Origin of the sequence: Helicobacter mastomyrinus, assembly GCF_039555295.1 — a bacterium.
GTDB lineage: Bacteria > Campylobacterota > Campylobacteria > Campylobacterales > Helicobacteraceae > Helicobacter_C > Helicobacter_C mastomyrinus.
This window is the reverse complement of sequence record NZ_CP145316.1, coordinates 1,114,601-1,136,855: the sequence shown is the minus strand read 5'-3', so window position 1 is coordinate 1,136,855 and position 22,255 is coordinate 1,114,601. Positions and strand designations below refer to the sequence as shown.

Annotated in this window: 22 protein-coding genes and 2 tRNA genes; 15 read left to right on the top strand and 9 right to left on the bottom strand. The window is 39.7% G+C overall.

What is annotated here, in order from left to right; all coding sequences use genetic code 11:
* Positions 1–17 precede the first annotated feature (17 nt).
* Together V3I05_RS05750 and V3I05_RS05745 are read left to right on the top strand one after the other, a co-directional pair.
* Entirely contained in the window at positions 18–578 is a 561-nt protein-coding gene (locus tag V3I05_RS05750; protein WP_295698930.1) for a YceI family protein, read from the top strand.
* Positions 579–736: 158 nt separating this feature from the next.
* Positions 737–1,045 carry a DUF2726 domain-containing protein gene (locus tag V3I05_RS05745; protein WP_300742382.1) on the top strand — a complete coding sequence of 103 codons (309 nt, stop codon included), beginning with the start codon at positions 737–739 and terminating at the stop codon, positions 1,043–1,045.
* A 265-nt stretch (positions 1,046–1,310) separates the two neighbouring features.
* On the opposite strand, the gene V3I05_RS05740 is transcribed toward V3I05_RS05745, so the two are convergent.
* The 3 genes from V3I05_RS05740 to V3I05_RS05730 all read right to left on the bottom strand — a co-directional run bounded on the left by V3I05_RS05740 (position 1,311) and on the right by V3I05_RS05730 (position 3,051).
* On the bottom strand, positions 1,311–2,324 hold the full coding sequence (locus tag V3I05_RS05740; RefSeq protein ID WP_300743460.1) for a glycosyltransferase family 2 protein: 1,014 nt from the start codon (positions 2,322–2,324) through the stop codon (positions 1,311–1,313).
* Between the two features lie 17 nt (positions 2,325–2,341).
* Positions 2,342–2,418: transfer RNA gene (locus tag V3I05_RS05735), tRNA-Met, on the bottom strand.
* A gap of 111 nt (positions 2,419–2,529) precedes the next feature.
* Positions 2,530–3,051 (bottom strand): hypothetical protein, encoded by a 522-nt coding sequence (locus tag V3I05_RS05730; protein ID WP_295698936.1) that lies wholly within the window; start codon positions 3,049–3,051, stop codon positions 2,530–2,532.
* Positions 3,052–3,181: 130 nt separating this feature from the next.
* On the opposite strand from V3I05_RS05730, the gene V3I05_RS05725 reads away from it, so the two are divergent.
* The 6 genes from V3I05_RS05725 to V3I05_RS05700 all read left to right on the top strand — a co-directional run bounded on the left by V3I05_RS05725 (position 3,182) and on the right by V3I05_RS05700 (position 9,835).
* Entirely contained in the window at positions 3,182–4,381 is a 1,200-nt protein-coding gene (locus V3I05_RS05725) for an aspartate aminotransferase family protein (protein ID WP_343352927.1), read from the top strand.
* Positions 4,382–4,398: 17 nt separating this feature from the next.
* A complete protein-coding gene (locus V3I05_RS05720; RefSeq protein ID WP_295698942.1) occupies positions 4,399–5,460 on the top strand; it encodes an SAM-dependent methyltransferase in 1,062 nt (353 codons plus the stop codon).
* An 86-nt stretch (positions 5,461–5,546) separates the two neighbouring features.
* On the top strand, positions 5,547–7,562 hold the full coding sequence (locus V3I05_RS05715) for a methyl-accepting chemotaxis protein (RefSeq protein WP_343352924.1): 2,016 nt from the start codon (positions 5,547–5,549) through the stop codon (positions 7,560–7,562).
* A gap of 427 nt (positions 7,563–7,989) precedes the next feature.
* Positions 7,990–8,065 (top strand) — tRNA-Phe (locus V3I05_RS05710).
* A 414-nt stretch (positions 8,066–8,479) separates the two neighbouring features.
* A complete protein-coding gene (locus V3I05_RS05705; RefSeq protein ID WP_295700133.1) occupies positions 8,480–9,502 on the top strand; it encodes a YeiH family protein in 1,023 nt (340 codons plus the stop codon).
* Between the two features lie 9 nt (positions 9,503–9,511).
* Positions 9,512–9,835, top strand: a complete 324-nt coding sequence (locus V3I05_RS05700; RefSeq protein ID WP_295700136.1) for a thioredoxin family protein — start codon at positions 9,512–9,514, stop codon at positions 9,833–9,835.
* Between the two features lie 110 nt (positions 9,836–9,945).
* Here V3I05_RS05700 and V3I05_RS05695 read toward each other — a convergent pair whose 3' ends face one another.
* Positions 9,946–10,224 (bottom strand): SDR family NAD(P)-dependent oxidoreductase, encoded by a 279-nt coding sequence (locus V3I05_RS05695; RefSeq protein ID WP_343352922.1) that lies wholly within the window; start codon positions 10,222–10,224, stop codon positions 9,946–9,948.
* Positions 10,190–10,411, bottom strand: coding sequence for a hypothetical protein (locus V3I05_RS05690; protein ID WP_343352921.1), 222 nt, complete (start codon positions 10,409–10,411; stop codon positions 10,190–10,192). The genes V3I05_RS05695 and V3I05_RS05690 overlap by 35 nt, the downstream gene beginning before the upstream one ends.
* Positions 10,412–10,701: 290 nt before the next feature.
* Between V3I05_RS05690 and V3I05_RS05685 the strand changes: the two genes are divergently transcribed.
* From V3I05_RS05685 to V3I05_RS05675, 3 genes are all read left to right on the top strand, one after another.
* Positions 10,702–11,709, top strand: coding sequence for a type I glyceraldehyde-3-phosphate dehydrogenase (locus V3I05_RS05685; RefSeq protein WP_343352920.1), 1,008 nt, complete (start codon positions 10,702–10,704; stop codon positions 11,707–11,709).
* Positions 11,702–13,624: an ATP-dependent DNA helicase RecG gene (recG, locus tag V3I05_RS05680; RefSeq protein WP_343352919.1), complete on the top strand. Its 1,923-nt coding sequence runs from the start codon at positions 11,702–11,704 to the stop codon at positions 13,622–13,624. Before V3I05_RS05685 ends, recG begins: the two co-directional genes overlap by 8 nt.
* A gap of 98 nt (positions 13,625–13,722) precedes the next feature.
* Positions 13,723–13,980: a hypothetical protein gene (locus V3I05_RS05675; RefSeq protein ID WP_300743357.1), complete on the top strand. Its 258-nt coding sequence runs from the start codon at positions 13,723–13,725 to the stop codon at positions 13,978–13,980.
* Between the two features lie 171 nt (positions 13,981–14,151).
* On the opposite strand, the gene V3I05_RS05670 is transcribed toward V3I05_RS05675, so the two are convergent.
* From V3I05_RS05670 to hemL, 3 genes are read right to left on the bottom strand one after another with little or no spacing between them, the layout of a single operon-like run.
* Complete coding sequence (locus tag V3I05_RS05670) at positions 14,152–14,688, bottom strand: hypothetical protein (protein WP_295700150.1); 537 nt, start codon at positions 14,686–14,688, stop codon at positions 14,152–14,154.
* Positions 14,657–15,034 (bottom strand): AtpZ/AtpI family protein, encoded by a 378-nt coding sequence (locus V3I05_RS05665; RefSeq protein ID WP_343352916.1) that lies wholly within the window; start codon positions 15,032–15,034, stop codon positions 14,657–14,659. The genes V3I05_RS05670 and V3I05_RS05665 overlap by 32 nt, the downstream gene beginning before the upstream one ends.
* Positions 15,035–15,047: 13 nt before the next feature.
* Positions 15,048–16,340, bottom strand: coding sequence for a glutamate-1-semialdehyde 2,1-aminomutase (hemL, locus tag V3I05_RS05660; protein WP_300447169.1), 1,293 nt, complete (start codon positions 16,338–16,340; stop codon positions 15,048–15,050).
* A gap of 258 nt (positions 16,341–16,598) precedes the next feature.
* Between hemL and thrB the strand changes: the two genes are divergently transcribed.
* From thrB to infB, 3 genes are read left to right on the top strand one after another with little or no spacing between them, the layout of a single operon-like run.
* The gene (thrB, locus tag V3I05_RS05655) at positions 16,599–17,510 is read left to right on the top strand and encodes a homoserine kinase (protein WP_295700158.1); all 912 of its coding nucleotides are present in this window, start codon (positions 16,599–16,601) and stop codon (positions 17,508–17,510) included.
* Between the two features lie 19 nt (positions 17,511–17,529).
* The gene (locus tag V3I05_RS05650; protein ID WP_295700161.1) at positions 17,530–17,784 is read left to right on the top strand and encodes a DUF448 domain-containing protein; all 255 of its coding nucleotides are present in this window, start codon (positions 17,530–17,532) and stop codon (positions 17,782–17,784) included.
* Entirely contained in the window at positions 17,769–20,369 is a 2,601-nt protein-coding gene (gene infB, locus V3I05_RS05645) for a translation initiation factor IF-2 (RefSeq protein WP_300447167.1), read from the top strand. The genes V3I05_RS05650 and infB overlap by 16 nt, the downstream gene beginning before the upstream one ends.
* A gap of 26 nt (positions 20,370–20,395) precedes the next feature.
* Here infB and moaA read toward each other — a convergent pair whose 3' ends face one another.
* Positions 20,396–21,391 carry a GTP 3',8-cyclase MoaA gene (moaA, locus tag V3I05_RS05640; protein ID WP_343352913.1) on the bottom strand — a complete coding sequence of 332 codons (996 nt, stop codon included), beginning with the start codon at positions 21,389–21,391 and terminating at the stop codon, positions 20,396–20,398.
* Positions 21,392–21,495: 104 nt separating this feature from the next.
* Here moaA and V3I05_RS05635 point away from each other — a divergent pair, with 104 nt between their 5' ends.
* Positions 21,496–22,242 carry an HpyAIV family type II restriction enzyme gene (locus tag V3I05_RS05635; protein WP_343352912.1) on the top strand — a complete coding sequence of 249 codons (747 nt, stop codon included), beginning with the start codon at positions 21,496–21,498 and terminating at the stop codon, positions 22,240–22,242.
* Positions 22,243–22,255 lie beyond the last annotated feature (13 nt).

Here is a 22,255-nt window from a genome sequence, read left to right as displayed (position 1 = left end):
TCACAAAAGGAGACGATATGAAAAAAATTATCGCAGGTATGGTTCTTATAGGAAGCTTAGCGTGTGCGGCTGTGATTGACGCAAATAAGGCAGAGGTTAAATGGACAGCATTTAAGACGTCTACAAAAATTGGTGTAGGTGGCACATTTAACGATGTAGTATTTAAATTTGGCAAACCAAATGTCGCTCAAAGTTTAGAATCTCAACTCAATAACGCCACAGCAACAATTGATATTATGAAAGTAAATACTGCTGATGAAGGCAGAGATGAAACTATCCGCAAAAACTTTTTTGATAAATTTAGCAAAAAAGACCCTATCAAAGTAACATTTAAAGATGTGATTGAGGGTAAAGGTAAGGGCACGATTCTAGCAAGTGTGCGTATGAATGGTAAAACAAATAAAGTGCCTATGCAATTTGAAGTAGTGGGCAAAAAGCTTGTGGCAAAAGGTGTGATTGATTTAAGCGAGTTTAATGCTGAATCTGCACGTGCAAGCTTGCAAGCAGCTGTGTCTGACCTCCACGAGGGCTTGACTTGGTCTCAAGTAGAAATCGCCCTTGAAGCACCTTTGAAATAACCTTCAAATACAACAAGCTTAATATGGATATTAGGCTTGTTTCTCCTCTTCTCTCATATTAAGCCTAAACTATTTAAAAAGCTTGTCTTATAATTTGCAATCTTACGATAACGTAGCAATTTAATTTGCTTCCTATAAGCTACGCTAAATGATTTATAATGCCACATTTCACACAGCTTACATTTGATATATGGGAAGTAATCTTAATAGGCGTAGTGATAGTATTTGTAGTATATGGACTGACCAATTATATAAAAACTAAAGAAGTGGTGGAGTTACCCAAAGACAAGACTATTAAACGTCCTGAGAATATGTGTGAAGGCACAATCACAATCAAAAAATTAATAAATGCTAAAGAAGCAAAGATTTATTATGCCCTTACAAAAACTTTTAAAGAAAGCTATAACATAAACCCTCAAGTCTCTTTTAAAGTCTTTTTGGTAGGTGAGCAAGATATACATACGTGAAAAAATTTTGGCGATTTTTATTGTGATTTTTTAATCACACACAAAAGAGGAGAACACAAAGATAAACCTTTGGCTGTGATAGCATATCACGGAGGTAAGCATTATGGCACAGAGAACAATTTGCTAAAGTGCGCAAAAACGATTTCATCAAGGCTCAAGTGCTTCATAAAGCTGGTATGAACTATATAGCCATTAAAGAAGCAGACATCAAAAAAGATTTAAAATATACTGATGATAAATTGCTTGAATCCCACATTGCCAAGCTTTATTCCATACTATCACCTTCATAGACCTTAATATCCTCAATAATATATCTTGGACGCCTTTTAGATTCTGTATAAATTTTGCCAATATACTCCCCGATGATACCTAAACTCAAAAGCTGAATCCCACTAAAAAAACATAACAATATCGCTGTAGAAGCCCAGCCAAAAATCGCATCATGTGTCCAAAATTTCACATACAGCACATAACATAAAAAGAGCAAAGCAGCAATAAAAAACACAAAGCCTATCACACTCACCAGCCTTAAAGGCGCTACGCTAAAACTTGTAATGCCATTAAGCGCAAAAGCACACATTTTTGCTAATGTGTATTTACTCTCTCCCATAGAGCGAGGCTTGACATCAAAATACACCCTATCAATCTTTAGCCCCATATCCATAATCACACCCCGCAAAAACAAATTGCTCTCTTTATAAGCCCCCAATAATTGCAGCGCTTTTGCACTCAATAGCCGATAATCAGCGTGATTTTTAACCACCTTTGTCCCCATAAGTGCCATAAAGTCATAAAACACATTTGCACTCTGCTTTTTAAATAGAGAATCTGTATGACGGTCATTGCGGATACCAAGCACAATATCACTTCCTGCTTGATATTTACGGATAAACTCATCAAACATATTTTCATCTTGTTGCAAATCACAATCAATACTAATAGCACAATCACATTTATGGGCTGCATATTCTAGCCCAGCTAAGAGGGCATTTTGATGTCCAAAATTCCGCGAAAGCTTAAGCGTAATAAAAGCAATACTCCATTTTTTGCTTTTTAAGTAACTGGGGGGGGGCAATAGCGATATACTATGCTGAATGTGCTGCCACGTATTGTCACTACTTCCATCATCGACAAGCACAATGGCACTTTGAGGCGCAATCTGCGCAGATTCTATCATCATATATAATTTTTGAGAAAGTTTTTCTAAAGTATGAGAGATGACATTTTCTTCATTAAAGCAAGGCACGATAACATAAAGCTTAGGGAGTATATTGCGCATAGAGAAACCTTTAAAGATGGTGTCAAAGGGGAGACTTGAACTCCCGACCTCCGGCTTATGAGACCAGCGCTCTAACCAGCTGAGCTACTCTGACATTAAAATCTCTTAGAATCTATGGAGCAAATAAAGCTGATAATTCTATGCAAAAAGTACTAAAAAGTCAAGTTATACACGCATTCATTGGCAATAGCGACCCTTAAAAACACTAGACCTGTGAAAGCATAAACTTATCATACGCATTTTTATAGCGTTGGATAAAATCATCTATCATTGAATGCTCCACCCCAAAAGCCCTTTGTGCATTTAGCTTATGTATATCTATATTTTCTTGCTGTTTAGAATCTTTGCCTTGATAAAAGGCAGTAAATCGATACAAACTCTGTGCCATAAGGATTTTTTCACTCTCGCTTAAATCCTGCGTAGCCCACAAAAAGGCTTGATATTCCGCATCGCTCATTAGCTCAATCACCTTTAAACCATAAGTGATACGATTTGTATTGCCATCTAAGTCTTGAATCTTAGCACTTGGTGCAATATCTTGTATTTCTTGCACATCATTTATCTTGTTTTCATCTTGCGCTGCGTTTGTAGCCACAGATGAGGGAGATTCTGCCTCTGTGTCTTTATTTATCTCATCGGCTTTGTGTTTTAAGGTATTATCTTGTCCCTTTATGTGATGGGTATTTGGTATGGCTATTTGACTGCCTAAGCTTCCCTCAATACGCAAAATGCGCTCCTTTTGTAAAATGTTTACTTCCTTTTGCCACTAGCAAAAAACGCTCCATAATCACTAAAAATTGCTAAAACATTATGCTTTTGGGATACAATACGCGATTTAAAGGCTATGGAGGTGAAAAATGGATTTGGCACAGATTCAAAAACTTGATGAGACTTTCATCCTTCACACGTATGGGCGCTCCCCTGTGGCATTTGTGCGTGGGGAGAATGCACGGCTTTTTGACACACAAGGCAAGGAATACATCGACTTTGGCGCGGGGATTGCCGTATGCAGCGTAGGACACGCTAATCCCCGCTTGACAAAGGCTATCGCCACCCAAGCACAGAATCTTTTGCACACATCAAATCTCTATTACATACCCCATCAAGCCGCCTTAGCAGAGCGACTTATCAACCTCTACCAAGATAAAATGATTGATAAAAAGCCTATGCGTGCCTTCTTTTGTAATTCCGGTGCGGAGGCAAATGAATGTGCGATTAAAATCGCTAGAAAATATGGCAAAAGCAAAAATGCCTATAAAATCATCACTTTAGATTCTAGCTTCCACGGACGCACGATAGCCTCACTCAAAGCCACAGGGCAAAAAAAAATGCACGAGCATTTTGGACCATTCCCCGATGGATTTGTGTATGCTAAGGATATTGATGATATTTATAATCACCTTGATAATGCAACTTGTGCGGTGCTATTAGAGCTCGTGCAGGGCGAGGGGGGCGTTTGCCCGATGGATAGGGATAAAATCCAAGCCCTAAGCAAACATCTTAAAAGTAAGCAGATTCTATTAATGATAGATGAGGTGCAAACGGGCATATTCCGCTGCGGAGAGCTCTTTGCCTCAAAGGTATATGGCATAGCCCCTGATGTCATTACCACAGCAAAGGGATTAGCCGGTGGAGTGCCTATCGGTGCAGTTATTACCTCACTTATTGATATTTTTCACTTTGGCGACCACGGAAGTACCTTTGGTGGGAATCCGCTTGCTTGTGCAGCAGGGCTTGAGACATTAGATATTTTACATCATATCCACACAGATGGGACATTGCAGCGTAGGATAGAATCTTTTCATAACGCGCTTGAAGATATTGTGAAGCACTTTAGCCATATTTTTACGCATAAAGTGGGCTTGGGGCTTATGTGTGGGCTTTACACTAATGATATCGCTATACAAGAGCACATTATCACAAACGCATTAGAATCTGGTGTGATTGTGCTAAAATCCGGCAAAGGCGTGGTGCGCTTCCTCCCTGCGCTTACCATTACCCAAGATGAGATAAATGAGGGATTTACTCGTTTGAAAAATGCGCTTAAAAGCCTCTAGTGCATAGGCGAGATTCTATGCAGGAGCACATACCCTTTAGTGCCTATATGTCTCAAAGCCTCTATGGGCAAGATGGCTACTACACCTCGCCCCATCGCGTAGGCACAAAGGGAGATTTCTACACATCTGTGAGCACAAGTAGATTTTTTGGTGGGGGCATTGCTACTTATATACTTTCTTTGGTTGAAAATGGCGCATTGTCCCTGCCTTTACGTATCGTGGAGATTGGCGCAGATAAGGGCTATTTGTTAGGCGATATTGCCCTATTTTTAGATGCCTTGAGTGAGTATCTCCTGCCACAATGCAACTTTATCACCATAGAGCCTCTGCCTTCACTTGCAAAAGCACAAGAAGCGCATTTTTCCACGCTTAAATCCTCCATCCCCATACATTTTGCTACCTTCACAGATTTTACTGCCATTCCAAAGCCACAAATTCCAACAAGCCTTTTTGTCATTACCAATGAATTGTTTGATAGCTTCCCTTGTGAAGTGCTAAGCGAGGGCAAAACGCTCTATATTAAGCAAGATTCTCATATATGGAGTGGGATATGGCAAGATGTAGAATCTCCAGCACTCAAGGCAAATGACATACGCATTCCTAACATATCTACTTTTAGCGGGGTTGTACCTTTGTGGAATTCTTTTCTCACATCACTTGCCATATTTGCCAAAAGCCACACACAAAGCTATTTTATGAGTTTTGATTATGGTAGCTATGGAATAGATAACGCCCTTAGCTATAATCCTAGATTCTATCATCAGCACAATGTGCTTACCTTAGCGGATTTTTTACAAGAAAAGAGCGATTTCCGCACTTTGTATCAACAAGCTGATATAACCTATGATGTAGATTTTGAGCTTTTGCATTTACTTTTAAGCAATGTAGGTTTTAAGCAGATTTTTAGCAAATCCCAAGCGCATGTGCTTATCGAGGATATGCATCTCTTAGCACTTTTAGAATCTTTTAGCGCACAAAAGAGTTATAAACATTATTTTAGAGAGATTCAAAAGGTAAAAACATTATTACACACAATGGGCGAACGTTTTAAAGGCATTTGCTATAAGCTCGTTTCATAGGTCGTTTGCACGCTATTAACAAAAAAAAAAAAAAACGATATAATACAAGCTTTTTACTTTTTTAAGTAGCAAATTAAGGAGGAAATATGATACTTCGTTCATTAGGTGCTAAGCTAACTCTTAGCATTATAGGCATTTTTTGTATTATTATTGTAACTATTAGTGCTTTTAATTTCCAAAAAACTAAAGAAAGTGTTATAGGAATTTATCAGGGGATACAAAAACAAACACTTGAATCAAGCTATAAAAGCATTTATATCACTATGGAAGAGGAAGGGCGGCACCATCTGCACGCTTTAGCAGAAAATATTCTTGCTGTGGGTAAAAATAATATAAGCACACAACGTTCATTTCTTCAAGCGGTTTCTTCACTTGTAAAATATCCTATAGTCGCTCTTGTGTATGATGATGATGGCAGTGCTATTATCATAGATTATGATTCAAATGCTTCTGTTAAGTCTTCGGCAGAATGGAGCGATACAGAGGGTGCGGATTTGCGCACTCGCCCTTGGTATGTAGAAACCAAACAAAAACAAAAAGATATTGTTACCCCTGTATATGAAAACAAAGTGGGCAAACACAAAGGGCAAAGTTTTTCTACCATTACTACACCGCTTATTAAAGATGGCAAGTTTATTGGTGTTATTGCATTTGATATAGATGTCTCATCATTTCAAGCACGTTTTAAGTCTTTTAGCAGTCCCGAATTACCCTCACTAGCGATATTCATAACAGATAGTCAGGGCAAAGTATTCTCACACGAGGATATGGAATCTGTGAGAAACGGCTCTTTAAATAGTGCGGAAATAGCATTGAAAGAAGCCTTACAAACGAATAAAGAAGGCACTTTTGACTATGTATTTAAGCTTGAAAATGGCAAAAATATCAATAAAGTTGGATTCTATAAACAATTTCCCTTTGGTTGGACTATGGTCGCCGCAGCTGAAAAGTCTGACTACACACGTCTTATTAACCTTAACCTCATAGCCACCATCATTTTAGCCATTGTAACCATTACTCTAGGCACAATTATTATCTTCTTTATTATACGTTTCTTTACAAAGCCCATTGCGAGTATCAAAAATGCTCTTATGGATTTCTTTGCGTATCTTAACTATGAACGAGAAAGTGTTCCAGAGCCTTTACGTCCTAGCAGCAAAGATGAGCTTAGCGTTATGGCAGAAGCCATTAATGATAATATAGAAAAAACAAGAATCGGCTTAGAGCAAGACCAAGCCCTTGTGAAAAAGTCCCTTGAAGCCATTGATGAAGCCAAAAGTGGCCACGCTACTAAACGCATTGAACTTACTTGCTCTAGCCCCTCTCTTAACCACTTAAAAGATTCAGTCAACGAACTTTTAGAGCTCTTAGCTTCAACCGTGGGAACAGACTTGCACGAACTTATGAGGGTCTTTGACACCTACACCAAGTTAGATTTCACCACAGAAGTAAAAGATGCAAAAGGACGAGTAGAAGTTGTTACAAATACTCTAGGAGAAGAAATTAGAAAAATGCTTACCACTTCTGCAAACTTTGCTCATACATTAAGTAAAGAAGCACAAAGTCTCCAAGAAGCAGTGAATAATCTCACAAATCTCACTAACTCTCAAGCAAGTAGCTTAGAGCAAACTGCTCAAGCTGTAGAAGAGATTACTTCATCTATGCAAAATGTAAGTGGTAAAACAGGAGAAGTCATTCAACAAAGTGAAGATATTAAAAATGTTATAGGTATTATTAGAGATATAGCAGACCAAACAAACTTACTTGCTCTTAATGCAGCAATAGAAGCAGCAAGAGCAGGAGAACACGGCAGAGGATTTGCAGTGGTAGCTGATGAAGTAAGAAAGCTAGCAGAGAGAACTCAAAAATCTCTAGGAGAGATAGAAGCGAATACAAATCTTTTAGTGCAAAGTATTAATGATATGGGAGAATCTATTAGAGAGCAAACTACAGGTGTTACTCAAATCAATGAAGCTATCTCTCATTTAGAATCTGTAACACAAGAGAATGTAGAAATAGCGAATGCAAGTGCTCAAATCAGTGAGAGAGTAGATAGTGTAGCTAGAGATATACTTGATGATGTGAATAAGAAGAAGTTTTAGGGGGGATAAACTTTTATTGATTTAACTCCTTTTAGTTATTTATTTAACTCTCTTTATTGAGTTAACTATTTAACATTATTGAATCTCTTTGTTTTATTTATAGAGAGAGCGTAAGGACTTTATTTAAGTTATCAAGGCAAGAATCTCTAGTCTATTCTAATTTTTCTTTTTCTATAAGGGGGAGAGGCTTAAATGTGCAAGTATGGGCTAGTGCTAAAGCACAAGTGTGGGGTTGCTCCTTTTTAGTAGGAGGAAAATCTTTCAAGGATTAGGGGCGAGTAAATCTTTTTTTGCTAAAGAACATTCATTGTTTATTTTTATATCTATTATATCAGCGAGAAAATGAGTTCTACATTTTAAGCCTTAAGCCAAGTTTTAAAAGTATTAATATATAATCCGCGTTTCTTTTTATCATTTCATAATGCAAGGCTCGATAGCTCAGTCGGTAGAGCAGGAGACTGAAAATCTCCGTGTCGGTGGTTCGATTCCGCCTCGAGCCACCACGATTGCCCTCCTTTACTTTCATTTTCTCTTAAAGCGACGCAAGTAGGACTATTTGAAGCCTTTATCTTTTTATTTGGCTATTCTCATTTCTGTTTGTTTTCTCTTTGTTTGAAAACACTTAAGAGAACTATATATACTTACTTAGAAATTCGATAAAAGGCAAGTAATGGGTCGTATAACTAGAAAATTTTTGACAACAATATAAAGAAATATCGTGTAGTTAGAAGCAATCCTAGTATTCTCATTTTATTTGTATATTCAAATGGGGTACAAGGATAAAAGCCTGGTGCTTAAGAGCTTAAAGCCGCTATTTGTCTCTTTCTCCCTGCTCTGATTTACTAAACCCACACTCATTTTGTCTATCATTGCATACCATAGAAAAAATATATAAACAAACTGCTATAAGGACAATAATGAAATATAAACATTTAGGCTTTCTCTATGGCTTACTTATTTTGGGCGTTATCAGTGCGTGTGCTATGGCTATCTCTGCCATACTCACACCCTTTCTTTCTCCACTTATTGTGGGAATCTTGCTCGGGGCAGCCCTCTCACCACTTTATCCGCGCCTTGAAAAAGCCTATGATATACAAAGTGGCATTACCTTTGGGGCTAAAAAGCTCCTTAGGGCTGGGATTGTCTGCTATGGCTCATATATCACACTCGGGGAAATCGCTACACTTGGGCTAAATGGATTGCTTGTCTCTCTCATCGTAGTGAGTGTGGTCTTTGTATGTGCTATTGTCATAGGCAGAATGCTTAAACTTGATAATGAAATCGCTATGCTCGTGGGGATTGGGAGTGCAGTGTGTGGAGCAGCAGCAATCCTTGCCTTAGAATCCACGTTAAAAACGCACCCGAGCAAAAGCTCTGTGGCATTGGGATTCATTGTGATTTTTGGGCTTTGTGGTATGATAGTCCTGCCTGTAGTGTATTATAGTGGATTATTACCGCTCAATGACTACCAATGGGGCATTTTCATCGGCGCTAGTCTGCACGAAGTCGCTAATGTCGTAGGGGCTGCTGCCATATCACCTGAATCTCAAAATGTCGCCCTTATCGTCAAAATGACACGTGTCGTGCTGCTCGTGCCACTTTTGCTGATTATCTCATATATAATGTTTAAACTCGCCCAAGAGCGTATAGCCCACGAAGATTCTCAGGCAAAAGCGCAAAATGCCCTCTACATTCCCTACTTTGCTTTAGGTTTTCTAGCCGTAATAGTGTGTAATTCCGTGATTGACTTTCCCGCAATAGTGATAGAATCTACACAATTTGCCTCAAAATTGCTTCTCGTCTTTGCGATGGTGGCTTTAGGGCTGCAGATTGATTGGCAGAAATTCATCTCCTTTGGAGCAAAAACATTTGCCCTTGCATTAACTTTGTTTATTATACTTCTGTGTGGCACTTATGCCTTAGTGTATGTATTATTTTAAGGAGTAAAGATGATAGCTAGTTTGGATGCGGCGTCCTTTAATGAAAGCATTAAGCAGGGCTATGTAGTAGTGGATTTTAGCGCTTCTTGGTGTCCGGATTGCAGGTTTATTGACCCTATGCTTGAAACATTAGATAAAGAATTAAGTGAAAAAGTCAAGTTTTTTAAAGTAAGCTTTGATAAAGAAACGCAGCTTAAAGATACTCTCAATATTCGCAAGATTCCTACACTTATTTTTTATAAAGATGGCAAGGAAGTGGGAGAGCGCTTAATTGAGCCACGCTCTATAGAGGCTATTAGAGACGCGATAAATACTCTCACAACTGCCCCTTAAAGCTTACTCTGCCAAGTAGTTTGCATTTAAGCCATAGCTGGAGTATAGAACTCACAGCCCACGCTAAATAGCAAGGAAATGCGTAAAAATGCCTACCTCTTTGAATGGCCTTATGGATTTTTACTCGCTTTTTGCACGCTCATTTGTGGAATCCCCTGATGAAGATAGTCTGTCAAAGGCGTTTTGATAAAGCCCGGACAAATGGTTGTGATAAGCACATCTTGCTGCTTCAGACTTAAGGATTCTCCTAAGCTTTTCACAAAGCTTTTTGACGCACTATAACTTGGCACATTGGGCAGGGCAATTAAGGCAGCAATGGAGCTTATCGGCACGAGATTTGCCTCTTGTATTCTCTCAATCTCTCCTGTTTTGAAAATATTGCAGTGCATAAAATGCTCCATACATAACACCCTTAGTATTTGTGCTACATATTTCAAAATGCCTCTCTACACACTCTTTCTCGCCCATTGCAATACCCGCATTAAGAATTATCACATCAATACATATATGAAATATCTCCTCATACCACCTTTTATATGCTGCCTCATCGCCCACATCAAAGCACTCAATCTGCATTTGCAAATGTGGATTTAACGCTATAAGTTCGGCTTTGCTTTCACTTAGGGCTTGTGTATTGCACCCTACAATAAATCAATGCGTCGCTTCCTTAGCATATCATAGGACTAAAGCCTTGCTTATGCCACACTAACCCCTATGATTCCCACTACAAAAGTATCCATTACACCTTCCTTAAAATATTCACCCTATCACAAATGTGTTAATGCAAATTACATAAACATTTGTAGCAATATGCTACAATTTTGGGCTAGTTTTGCCACAATATTTTACCCAGCAGAGAGGATAATATGATAAATATTGCTATCAATGGCTTTGGACGCATTGGACGGAGCATCGTGCGCTCATCACTGCCATATAAGGAGCAAATCCGTATTGTCGCCATAAATGATATATATGATTGGGAGATTCTTAACTATCTTTTAGAGCACGATAGCACTCATCGCACTTTGCCCTTTGGGACAACCTATCAAAACCACACGCTTAGTTTCACTCAAAGTAATCTGCCGCCCATTGCAACGCTCAATCACAAAGATTCTAAAGCATTAGACTTCGCAGCCTTTGGGGCGGATATAGTCATAGAATCTAGCGGACAATTTTTAGATACTCCCTCTATCGCACATCATTGTCAAAAAGGCATAAAAAATGTCATACTCTGCGCTTCTCCCACAGATAATATGCCTATTTTTGCGTGTGGCGTGAATGATGATACATATAATGGCGAGGCTATATTTTCTAACGCCTCCTGCACGGCAAATGCCCTAGCCCCACTCTGCAAGGTAATTGATGAATCTTTTGGCATTGAGACAATGAGTTTTTGTATCATACATAGCTATACTAACGAGCAATCTCTCCTTGATAGCGTCTATCCAAATGACAAAAGACGCTCCCGCGCCGCCGCACAAAATATTATCCCTACAAGCACAGGAGCTACGCATACCCTTACCCGCCTCCTCCCCACACTGCAGGGCAAAGTAGGCGGACATAGTGTGCGTGTGCCTGTATCAAATGTCTTGCTACTTGATATTACCTTTATGCTCTCTGCCCCCGCTCACGCAAAAGCCCTTAATGAATCTATTATCAACGCAAGTCAAAGCACAATGAAAGGTATTATCGGCATAGATACCAAGCAGGGCGTGAGTAGCGACTTTATCGGTAATCCTCATAGCGTGGTATTCGCGCCGGATTTAACCTACGCGGTAAGTGAGAATATGTTGCGCGTAATGGCGTGGTGCGATAATGAATGGGGCTATGCCAATCGTGTGCTAGATATGGTACGAAAGTGCGCGAATGTATGATGAGATTCTAAATCGTCTTAGCCCCACCAATCAAGCCCGTTTAAAAAAGCTCAAAATTACCTCTTTATTGCAGTTTGTCATCACCCACACGCCCAAATCCTACACAAATACTACCCTCTCTCAAGACCTTGCTATCAATCGCAACTGTGTTTTTAAAGTGCATACTCAAGATATACAAACCTTAGGTTTTGGCAACCAAGCCCGTTTGAAAATCTACGCTACGATGAGTGATTTTAACCAAGAGCCGCTTTTTATGAATATCTTTCACGCCAAAGCCTTTCATAAGCAACTATTTGCGCCCGATAGGGATATATATGTAATGGGTAAGCTTGAATTATTTAATCACCACTACCACATCACACAGCCTAAAGTGATTACAGAGATTAATACTATTCGCTGCCATTTCAAAACCACCGCACTTAATACTAAGTCTATGCAGGAGCTATGCAAGGCGTTTGTGAGTGTTGAGAATCTCCTTTTATGCGGGATTCCCAATCATATTGCACAAAAAATATATGAGATTTTTACGCCCAATGCGGCATTTTGCGTAGCTTTTAGTGAGAAAAATGCGCTTCCTCCTGCGTATTTACACGCACTAAAATTTGTTGAAATCTATCATCACCTTGCCCTTTTTTCTAAAAAAAGGCGGTATTTTTCCGCAAGATTCAAATGTGAGAATGATATAAACGCATTTATCCATTCACTACCCTTTAGTCTTACACAAGGACAGAATCAGGCTATTGCGGATATAAAGGCGGATTTTTGCAAAGATGTGGCAGCAAAAAGGCTCATTATGGGTGATGTGGGCTGTGGCAAAACGATGGTGATTCTCTGCGCGGTGATGATGTGCTATCCACATACAAGCATTCTTATGGCACCTACGACTATTCTTGCTGAGCAGCTTTATGAGGAAGCAAGGCGGTTTCTCCCGCCATTTGTACGCCTCCACCTTATCACGGCTAAACACAAAGTCCCCACCCAAGAAGCCATACAATCACATTTCATTATCGGCACACAAGCCCTGCTCCATCGTGAGCTTGAATTAGAAAATCTCGCGCTTGTGATGAGTGATGAGCAGCATCGCTTTGGCACAAACCAACGATATATCCTAGAAAAAATCGGGCAAAGCAAAGATGATGATATGCAAAGCCTTTTTAGAGAATCTACCCCGTCTGAAAACAACACAAAGCCCCACGTGCTACAATTTTCCGCTACGCCAATCCCACGCACTCTAGCGATGATTAATGCAAGTCTTATTGATATGAGTGTTATTAAGGATTTGCCTTTTAAAAAGGACATTAGCACGATGATTATTGACAAGGCACATTTTAAGGAGATGTTTATGCATTTACAAAGCGAAGTGGCAAAAGGAAATCAAACCATTATCGTTTATCCTTTAGTGGAGGAGAGTGAGAGCTTGGATTATCTCTCATTGAATGAGGGCTTGGGCTTTTGGCAAAAACATTTTACAAATGTCTATCACACCTTTGGTAAAGATAAAAGTAAAACGCAAGTTATTAACGATTTTGCCCGTGATGGGACGCTGCTCCTTGCCACAACGTTGATTGAAGTAGGCATATCCTTGCCAAAAGTTTCTACTATTATAATCGTTGCACCCGAACGATTAGGACTAGCCACCCTACATCAATTGCGTGGGAGAGTAAGCCGCAATGGACTAAAGGGCTACTGCTATCTTTATACACACCAACCTACAAACGAGCGGCTAAACGCCTTTTGTCGCACACTAAGCGGATTTGACATTGCCGAGCTTGATTTAAAATACCGCCGTAGCGGGGATTTACTAAGTGGAGAGCGGCAAAGCGGCGATGAGTTTATGTATATTAACATCAGTGAAGATGAGACAATCATTATTGAAGTTAAAGCTCTTTTAAAGCAGCAACAACAAACCCATTAAACTCATTGGTTTTGTAAAGATCTGCTAGCAGATCTTTACAAAACCAATGCTATTCTTAAGCGCATTTAAATAAGATTCTATACATTTAATGAATAGCGGTGGTAATGCTTTCCATTTTGCTTTCTCTTATACTTGATATACTCTATATACTCTTTGCATCTATTGATAATCCCACACAAAAGCAGCAGGATATATTTCTTTCTGTATGTGAGCAGATTGCTTATCGTGAGGCAGAGCTTATTGCTAATGATTTGCTTACATCTAAAGAGCCTAGCTCATCTCATTTGCAAAGGGCTATTACAGATGTGCTAGATAAACAGACAACCTACAATCCACGATATATAAAAGACTTATGAGCGATATGCTTATGGCAATTTTACAAGCTTAGATAACCTCTTTGATAAATGCTCTATGCAAGGATATAGCGCATTCTTAAATACATACACAGATACACACAAAAGCCGCCTAGAAAGCTACCTAAACGATAGCCTCGCAACATCGCCACAGACAATACACCTTAAGATTTATCAGCTTACTTTGCCAAAAAAGTGCTTAGTCCTTTGTGAAGTCTTAACCATAGCATAGAATCCAAAGCTTATAAAGCATATCATCGCTAAGCCTAAGCCCACACTAAGACTTGGCAAAGACATTAGCTGATATTTGAGCAGCCCAAATATCATAAAGGCAAAAAGCGCATAGCTTATCATACGCAAAAAGGACAAGCTCATTTGCGCCCCTACGATAAAGCGCGTAGAAAATGTTACTTTATCCTGTGCTTTGGAGTTTTGCTCGGCGTTGCTTGTAGAATCTTTAGCTTCTTGGGTAGATTCTATAATATTGCTTTGTGCCTCTTGTGTGGCTTTTTCAGCCCTCACGCGTTTAAGTAACGCACCAAAAGAGCTACCCACCACAAGATTAAACCCCACAAACCCTACTTCAAAACTTGCTAGAGATTCCACGCCTTGCATAAAAGCTACAACCCCACCTACAAGCGCTAATCCCGTTACAATGGCTATACCGATAGAGTATATTTTAGTAATATCTGCCATTTGAGATATCTTCATCATCATCTTTACTATCAGGCTTGTAGCTATAACGGGGGTTTTGCGCTAATTCCTGGGCTTCTTTTTGCGCTCTTTTATATGCCCGATAGAGATTTAAGATCGCCGCACCCACGCCCCACACTACGCCTAGCCAAAATGTCCATTTATAGCCACTTAATCGCTCTAAAAGTATGCCTATACCTATCCCTAGCAAAACTGCCACCACGATAGAAATCCCCACGCTTAGTTCATTTGCTCCGCTCACCACCGCACTTAACCTTGGTTTTTGCTCTGCCTTGTTTGCAACATCTTGCTTTGTATCATTTATATCCTGCTGATTTGCTTGTAGATTCTCTTTAGGATTCATCGTTTGCCTCATCTCATTCATATACGATTTCAGTAAATGCTTCTTGTGCCTTTGCAATGACTAAGTCTATCATTTCCTCATTCATCGCGCTGCAGATAAAGCCGCTCTCAAACTGCGAACACGCAAAATACACGCCCTTATCTAGCATTTTTTGATGAAATCTAGCAAACATCGCCGTATCGCTCCTTTTAGCATCATCAAAGTTTTTCACCGCCCTATCATTAAAGAAAAACCCAAACATACTACCCCGATAATCCACCTGCAAGGGAATATTATGTGTCGCAGCAGCATTCTTTAAACCATTGGTAAGCCTTTGTGCGAGGTTTTGAAGCGATTCATATAAATTCGGATTGTCTTTAATTTTACGCAGTGTCGCTATCCCCGCGCTCACCGCGATAGGATTGCCGCTTAAAGTCCCGGCTTGATACACCCCACCCACAGGAGAGAGCATATCCATAATATCCGCCCTCCCGCCAAAAGCCGCTAGAGGCATACCTCCGCCAATAACCTTGCCATAAGTTACTAAATCTGCCTCGATATTATAGAATCCTATCGCGCCATTTACCCCTGCTCGAAAGCCACTCATCACCTCATCGATGATTAAAAGCGCATTGTGTTTGTCGCATAATGCCCGCAACTCCTGCATAAATACCTCATCAGCAGGAACAAACCCCATATTCCCAGCCAACCCCTCGATAATCACACACGCGACATTTTGCGATGTCTCAAAGCACGCCCGGACAGATTGTATATCATTGTATCGCGCCACTAAAGTGTGCTTTGATATATCTGGTATCACGCCCGGGGAGCTTGGATTCCCAAACGTAGCACAGCCGCTTCCCGCACTCACCAGCAGACTATCGCTATGCCCGTGGTAGCAGCCCTCAAACTTGATAATATCATCTTTTTGCGTATATGCCCTTGCTAGACGCAACGCGCTCATTGTCGCCTCTGTGCCAGAATTGACAAGGCGCATTTTCTCTATACTTTGCGTCATACTGATAATTTGCTTTACTAGGGTTGTTTCTTTTTGCGTAGGCGCACCAAAGCTTAACCCATCTTTAATCGCCAACATCAGCGCAGATTCTACAAACTCATCAGCGTGCCCAAATATCAACGGTCCCCAGCTTTGCACGAAGTCAATATAGGCATTATCATCTTCATCATAGATATACGCACCCTTACCCCTAGCAATAAATCGCGGTGTGCCGCCCACCGAGCCAAACGCCCTCACAGGGGAATTAACCCCACCGGGAATCACCTGCTTTGCCTCATTGAAGTCATTAATACTATGCAAGATATTCATCGCGCAATCCTTAAAGGAGATAAGAAATTATGCATTATAGCAAATCCGCAGATTCTTTTTGCCTTTTTGGATAAAACAAGTTACGAAAAAATATCTTAATTTGCCCTTTTAACGCAAAAAATTAGCAATTTAAAGGGGAAAGCCTTATTTTTGCTTGCAAACTGATAGCAAAACCCCATTTTTTATTTTCTGCAATTAAGTAAAATCTATCAAAAACACACTATAATCATATTTTTGATTTTTATATAAAGGTGAGTAGTGATTGTTCGCGTTCCTGCTACAAGTGCTAATCTTGGACCGGGTTTTGATACACTAGGTTTAGCACTGAATCTCCACAATACTTTTAGCATTGTCCCATCGCGATTAAGCAGTATCCATATCTCCGGTGAGGGGAGGGAGCGCCCAAAGCTGCGGGTGGATAATGTGTTTATAAAGATTTTTAATGAGATTTTGACCTTACATAACTATCCTATCCGCCCTTTTAAGCTTAGCTTTAATAATGCCATTCCTATATCGCGAGGGCTTGGCTCAAGCTCTGCAGTGATTATTGGTGCGATTGTGAGCGCGTATCATATTATGCAAAAGCCCATCAATAAGCCCGAAATATTGCAACTTGCACTCAAATATGAAAATCACCCTGATAATATTACTCCTGCGCTTTATGGGGGATTTAACATCGCTATGCTAGATAGCCAGTCTCCCAAAAGAGCAGCGTATAAATCACGTGTTATAACCTTGCAATCGCCTTTACCAACGGATATTAAGGCAGTAGTAGTGATTCCAAATACAGCTATTTCAACCAAACTCTCCCGTCGCACCCTGCCTAAAAAATATAGCACTAAAGATGCAGTATTTAACCTCTCTCACGCCTGTATGCTAAGTGCGGCATTTATCACGCATAAATGGGAACTATTACGAGAAGCGAGCAAGGATAGATTCCACGAGGAGGTGCGTATGAAAAATATGCCCATACTTTTTAATCTCCAAAAGACAGCTTTGCAAAATGGCGCACTCCTAAGCACACTATCCGGGAGTGGTTCATCGTTTTTAAATATTTGCTATGCTGATGATAGTGCAGCGTTAACGGCAACTTTACAAGAGCAGTTCCCTAAATTCCGTGTGCTTACATTAGCATTTGACAATATAGGCGCAACGCTAGTAGAATCATAGAATCTTTAGGTATAATGCTATGAAACAACCCAAGCAAACACGTATGTGTATCAAATGTCGCAAAAGATTTCATCAAAAGGAGCTTCTAAGACTGCAGAGTGATGGTTACTCCCTATGTCAGTTTAGCGGGAGAGGGCGAAGTTTTTATGTGTGTGAGGAATGCTTAACGCAGCCCAAAACACTCCAAATAATTCTTAAAATTAACAAACTCAAACCAAAACAAGAGCATATTGTGCGTTTAAAGGAGATACAGAATCTATGGGAACTAAGATAAGGTTAGCAGACATAGGAAAAGAATTTGGCAAAAATGCAAGCTATGCTTTCGAGCAAGCTAAAGCCATAGGGCTAAATGTAAAGTCCGCATCAAGCTCGATTACAGAAGAAGAAGCAAGTATACTTTATGAATATCTTACCACAGGTGTAAATCCAAACATACAAGCCACACAAGATACGGCAGATTTAAAGCTTGAGGGTAAAAAATCTAAGAAAGCTTCCACAGAAAGCAAAGCTAAAAAAGAAACCAAAACCACAAAGACAAAGCCCAAAGCAACCAAAAAAGAAAGCACAAAAGCGAAGGCGGAAAATTCAAAAGAAGAAACAAGCCAAGAAGCGCCTGAAAATACAGAGCAAGAAGCCATTACAGAAGATGTGAAGCAAATTGCACCTATTGAACCCAAAAAAGGATTGCGCATTGTAAGGAAAAACAAAGAGCAAGAGTCTAAAATTACAGAATCTAAAAAAGAAGAAAGCAAGAAGCAAACTCTAAGCTACAAAGAACTTCTAGCAGAAAGTGCTAATGAATCGCCAAAAAAACCCAAAAGAGACAAGCCCAAATCTAAAGTCGCACACAAACATACTGACCAAAAAATGCACATACTTGATGATAGAGAAATTGCCTTTGATTATGATGATGAGCAAGATGAAATTATGCTTTTTGACTTGAATGAAACACAAGTGCGCGATGAGGAGGAAGAAAATCAAATCCGCCAAGCCATAACCGAGCGGGTGCATATCCATCGTAAGAATCCGTGGATGAATGAAGGAAGCATTAAACGTGGGGGCAGAAGACGCAAGCCTATCAAAGTGCCAAAAAATGAGGATAAAATCAAAGGTCCCATTTCTATCCCTGAAGAAATCCGCGTGTATGAGTTCGCTGAGCTGATTAAAGCAGAACTCAAAGATGTAATTAAAGTGCTTTTCAATCTCGGTGTAATGGCAACAAAAAATGACTTTTTAGACAGGGACGCTATTGAAATTCTTGCCGATGAGTTTGAACTTGAAATATCCATACAGGATACACAAACAAGCGAGATTTTAGAATCGAGTCTCCTTGAGGATTTGCCCCAATTTGAGCGTCCGCCGGTGGTTACGATTATGGGGCATGTCGATCACGGGAAAACCTCTTTGCTTGATTATATCCGCAACTCACGTGTAGCAAGTGGTGAAGCTGGGGGCATTACCCAACATATCGGAGCGTATATGGTGGAAAAAAATGGCAAAAAGATTAGTTTTATCGATACACCCGGACACGAAGCCTTTACGCAAATGCGTAGCCGTGGGGCACAGGTAACGGATATTGCCATTATTGTGATTGCCGCAGATGATGGTGTGAAACAGCAAACTATTGAGGCGTTAAACCACGCTAAAGCCGCAAATGTGCAAATTATCATCGCCATGAATAAAATGGATAAAGAAAATGCCAATCCCGATAAGCTTAAGGCAGAGTGTGCGGAGCTTGGATTTACTCCCATTGATTGGGGCGGGGAACATGAGTTTATCCCTATTTCTGCAAAAAATGGCGATGGAGTAGAACATCTGCTTGAGACAATCCTTGTCCAAGCCGAAGTGTTAGAGCTAAAGGCAGCACAGCAGGGCAATGCTAGAGCGATTGTGCTTGAGGCGAGTTTAGAAAAGGGGCGCGGACCTGTGGCTACGATTATTATGCAGCAAGGTGTGCTCAAGCTAGGAGATTCTGTCGTAGCGGATACAGCGTTTGGACGTGTGAGGGCATTGCTTGATGATAGGGGTAAAAGTATTAATGAGCTATATCCTTCGGGTGTGGCGGTTGTTACCGGATTGTCCTTAGTGCCACAAGCTGGGGCGGTGCTACTTAGCGTAGAAAGCGATAGTATCGCTAGGGAACACGCTCAAAAACGAGCCCTTTACTTGCGTCAAAAAGAATTGAGTAAAAGCACAAAAGTTACGTTTGATGAGCTTGGCGAAATGGTCGCACAAGGCAATCTAAAGACACTACCCCTTATTATCAAAGCCGATACACAAGGCAGTTTAGAGGCGATTAAGGCAAGCGTAGAGAAGTTAAGCAATGATGAAGTGCGAGTAAATGTTATTGGTTTTGGCGTGGGCGGCATAAGTGAAAGCGATATTGATTTGTGTGCTACAAGTGATAATAGTGTGATTTTGGGATTCAATGTCCGCCCAACTGGCAATGTCAAAGCAAGGGCAAAAGAGCTTGACGTGGAGATTAAAACCTATTCTATCATTTATAATTTGCTTGATGATATTAAAGCATTGCTCGGGGGGCTTATGTCACCTGTGATTGAGGAGGAAAACACTGGACAGGCTGAAGTGCGTGAGACATTTAATATTCCTAAAGTAGGTACAATTGCCGGGTGTATGGTGATTGATGGAAGTATTCAAAGAGGCATTAAGGTGCGGCTCATACGTGAAGGCGTAGTGGTGCATACGGGGGCTATCGCTTCGCTCAAACGTTTTAAAGATGATGCGAAAGAGGTTTCAAAAGGCTACGAATGCGGCATTATGTTAGAAAATTATAATGATATTAAAGTAGGTGATGTGTTTGAAACATTCACAGAGGTGCAAAAAGCACAAAAATTGTAGATTCTAAAACAACACATTATGGCTTGCTAGCCGCCGGTATAGTAGAATGCACGTGTGGAATGCCGCTCCTTTGACATTTCGCTCTCCCATTGATTTTTTTCGGGCTTGTTTTTTATCGCAAGGCGCAGAAGTTCACGCATTTGGGCTTTATCCCCTTTGAGTATGGCATCTTTAAGCGAGATACTTTCTTGGTAATACAAACACGGGCAAATCACGCCATCACTTGTCAAGCGGATACGATTACAAGTAGAGCAAAAATCATCTTCGTGCGGCGAGATAATCCCAAAGATAAAAGGTTTTTCCTGATGGGGGGCAAAAGATTTTGCAGTAATGCTATAAAGCTTTGCCGGACCAAAGCAATCGTTTTTCTCCACCTGTGTGAGATAGTGAGCATTGATAATCTGCAGAATCTCCGCATTTCTTAAGCCCTTTAAACCATCTTTGGCGTGGATATTCTCCATAAATTCAATAAATCGTATGCCAAAGCCGTGTGTGTAGGCAAAATGCAGCATATCGATAATCTCATCATCATTAATGCCTTTCAGCGGCACCATATTGAGCTTGATACCCAAACCGCATTCCTTAGCCGCAAAAATACCTTTAAAAATCTGCTCTAATCCATCGCGTTGAGAAATAACTTTTATCCGCTCTGCTTTGAGAGAATCTAGTGAAATATTAATGCGTGAAAGCCCCGCATTTTTAAGGCTTTGAGCATATTTTGCGAGAAAAAAGGCATTGCTTGTAAGGGTAATTTCAATATGCGGCGCATAGGCATAAATATGTGCTAAAAAATCGCATAAATCCTTCCTTAGCAGCGGCTCACCACCGGTAATGCGGATTTTTTTAATACCATTATCAATGGCGATTTTGATAAATTCTAGCATTTTATCGAGTGGCAATTCATCGCACATCACCTTATTAAAGGGCGTATCGGGCATACAATACTGACAGCGGAAATTACATTCTTTAGTAACTGATATACGCATATAATCGATTTTTCTATTAAATGAATCTATAAGCATTTATTATTTCCATAGTGATTATGAGATAAAAGCACAATTATACAAAATAAGTTACAATAGGTGTGCGAAAATGCGAATCATATATGAGAAAAAAGGAATTATAAATGACTTATGAGCATTTTGCAAATAAACTTAATAACCGCATTTTTGGTAAAGACTTACATTATGAAATTTTACTCACAGTCTTAAATAATCCAAAACGATACACCGGTATTTTTAGAATCACAAATGCAAAGACAAAACTTATACAAAATACAACACAAAGTTGCGAAATTAAATTTGGAGATTTTATAGAAGAAATCTTAACTGAATATATTGCAATGATGTGTTATGAGGATCTAAATAAGAATATAGGAATAGATGAGGACAATAATCATTTAAATGCCGACCAAGCATTCAAAAAAGATGACAATATTTATCTAATAGAACAAAAAATTAGAGATGACCACGATAGCACGAAAAAAAGAGAGCAGTATAGCAATTTAATTAAAAAAATCAAATGTCTAAAGCAAAATTTTCCACAACAGAAAATAAAAGCTTGTATGTGGTTTAGTGATGAAAGTCTTAAAAAGAGTAAAAAATTTTATAACGAACAAATTGACAACAACACTGATGATATGGTGGAGCTATATATTTTTTATGGCAGAGAGCTTTTTAAAATATTTTTTGAAAGAACTGATATTTGGGATGAAATTGTTCGTTATCTTAAAAAGCATAAGCAGGAAAGAAGTAAGGAGATACTAAACGTTCCTGATTTTGATACAAGCAGTGAAATAAAAACAGCACTTTTGCAAATCAAACACAATAATCTAACTTTGATTAAAAACTTGCTTTCTTCTCGCACTGATTAATTACGTGAAGAAC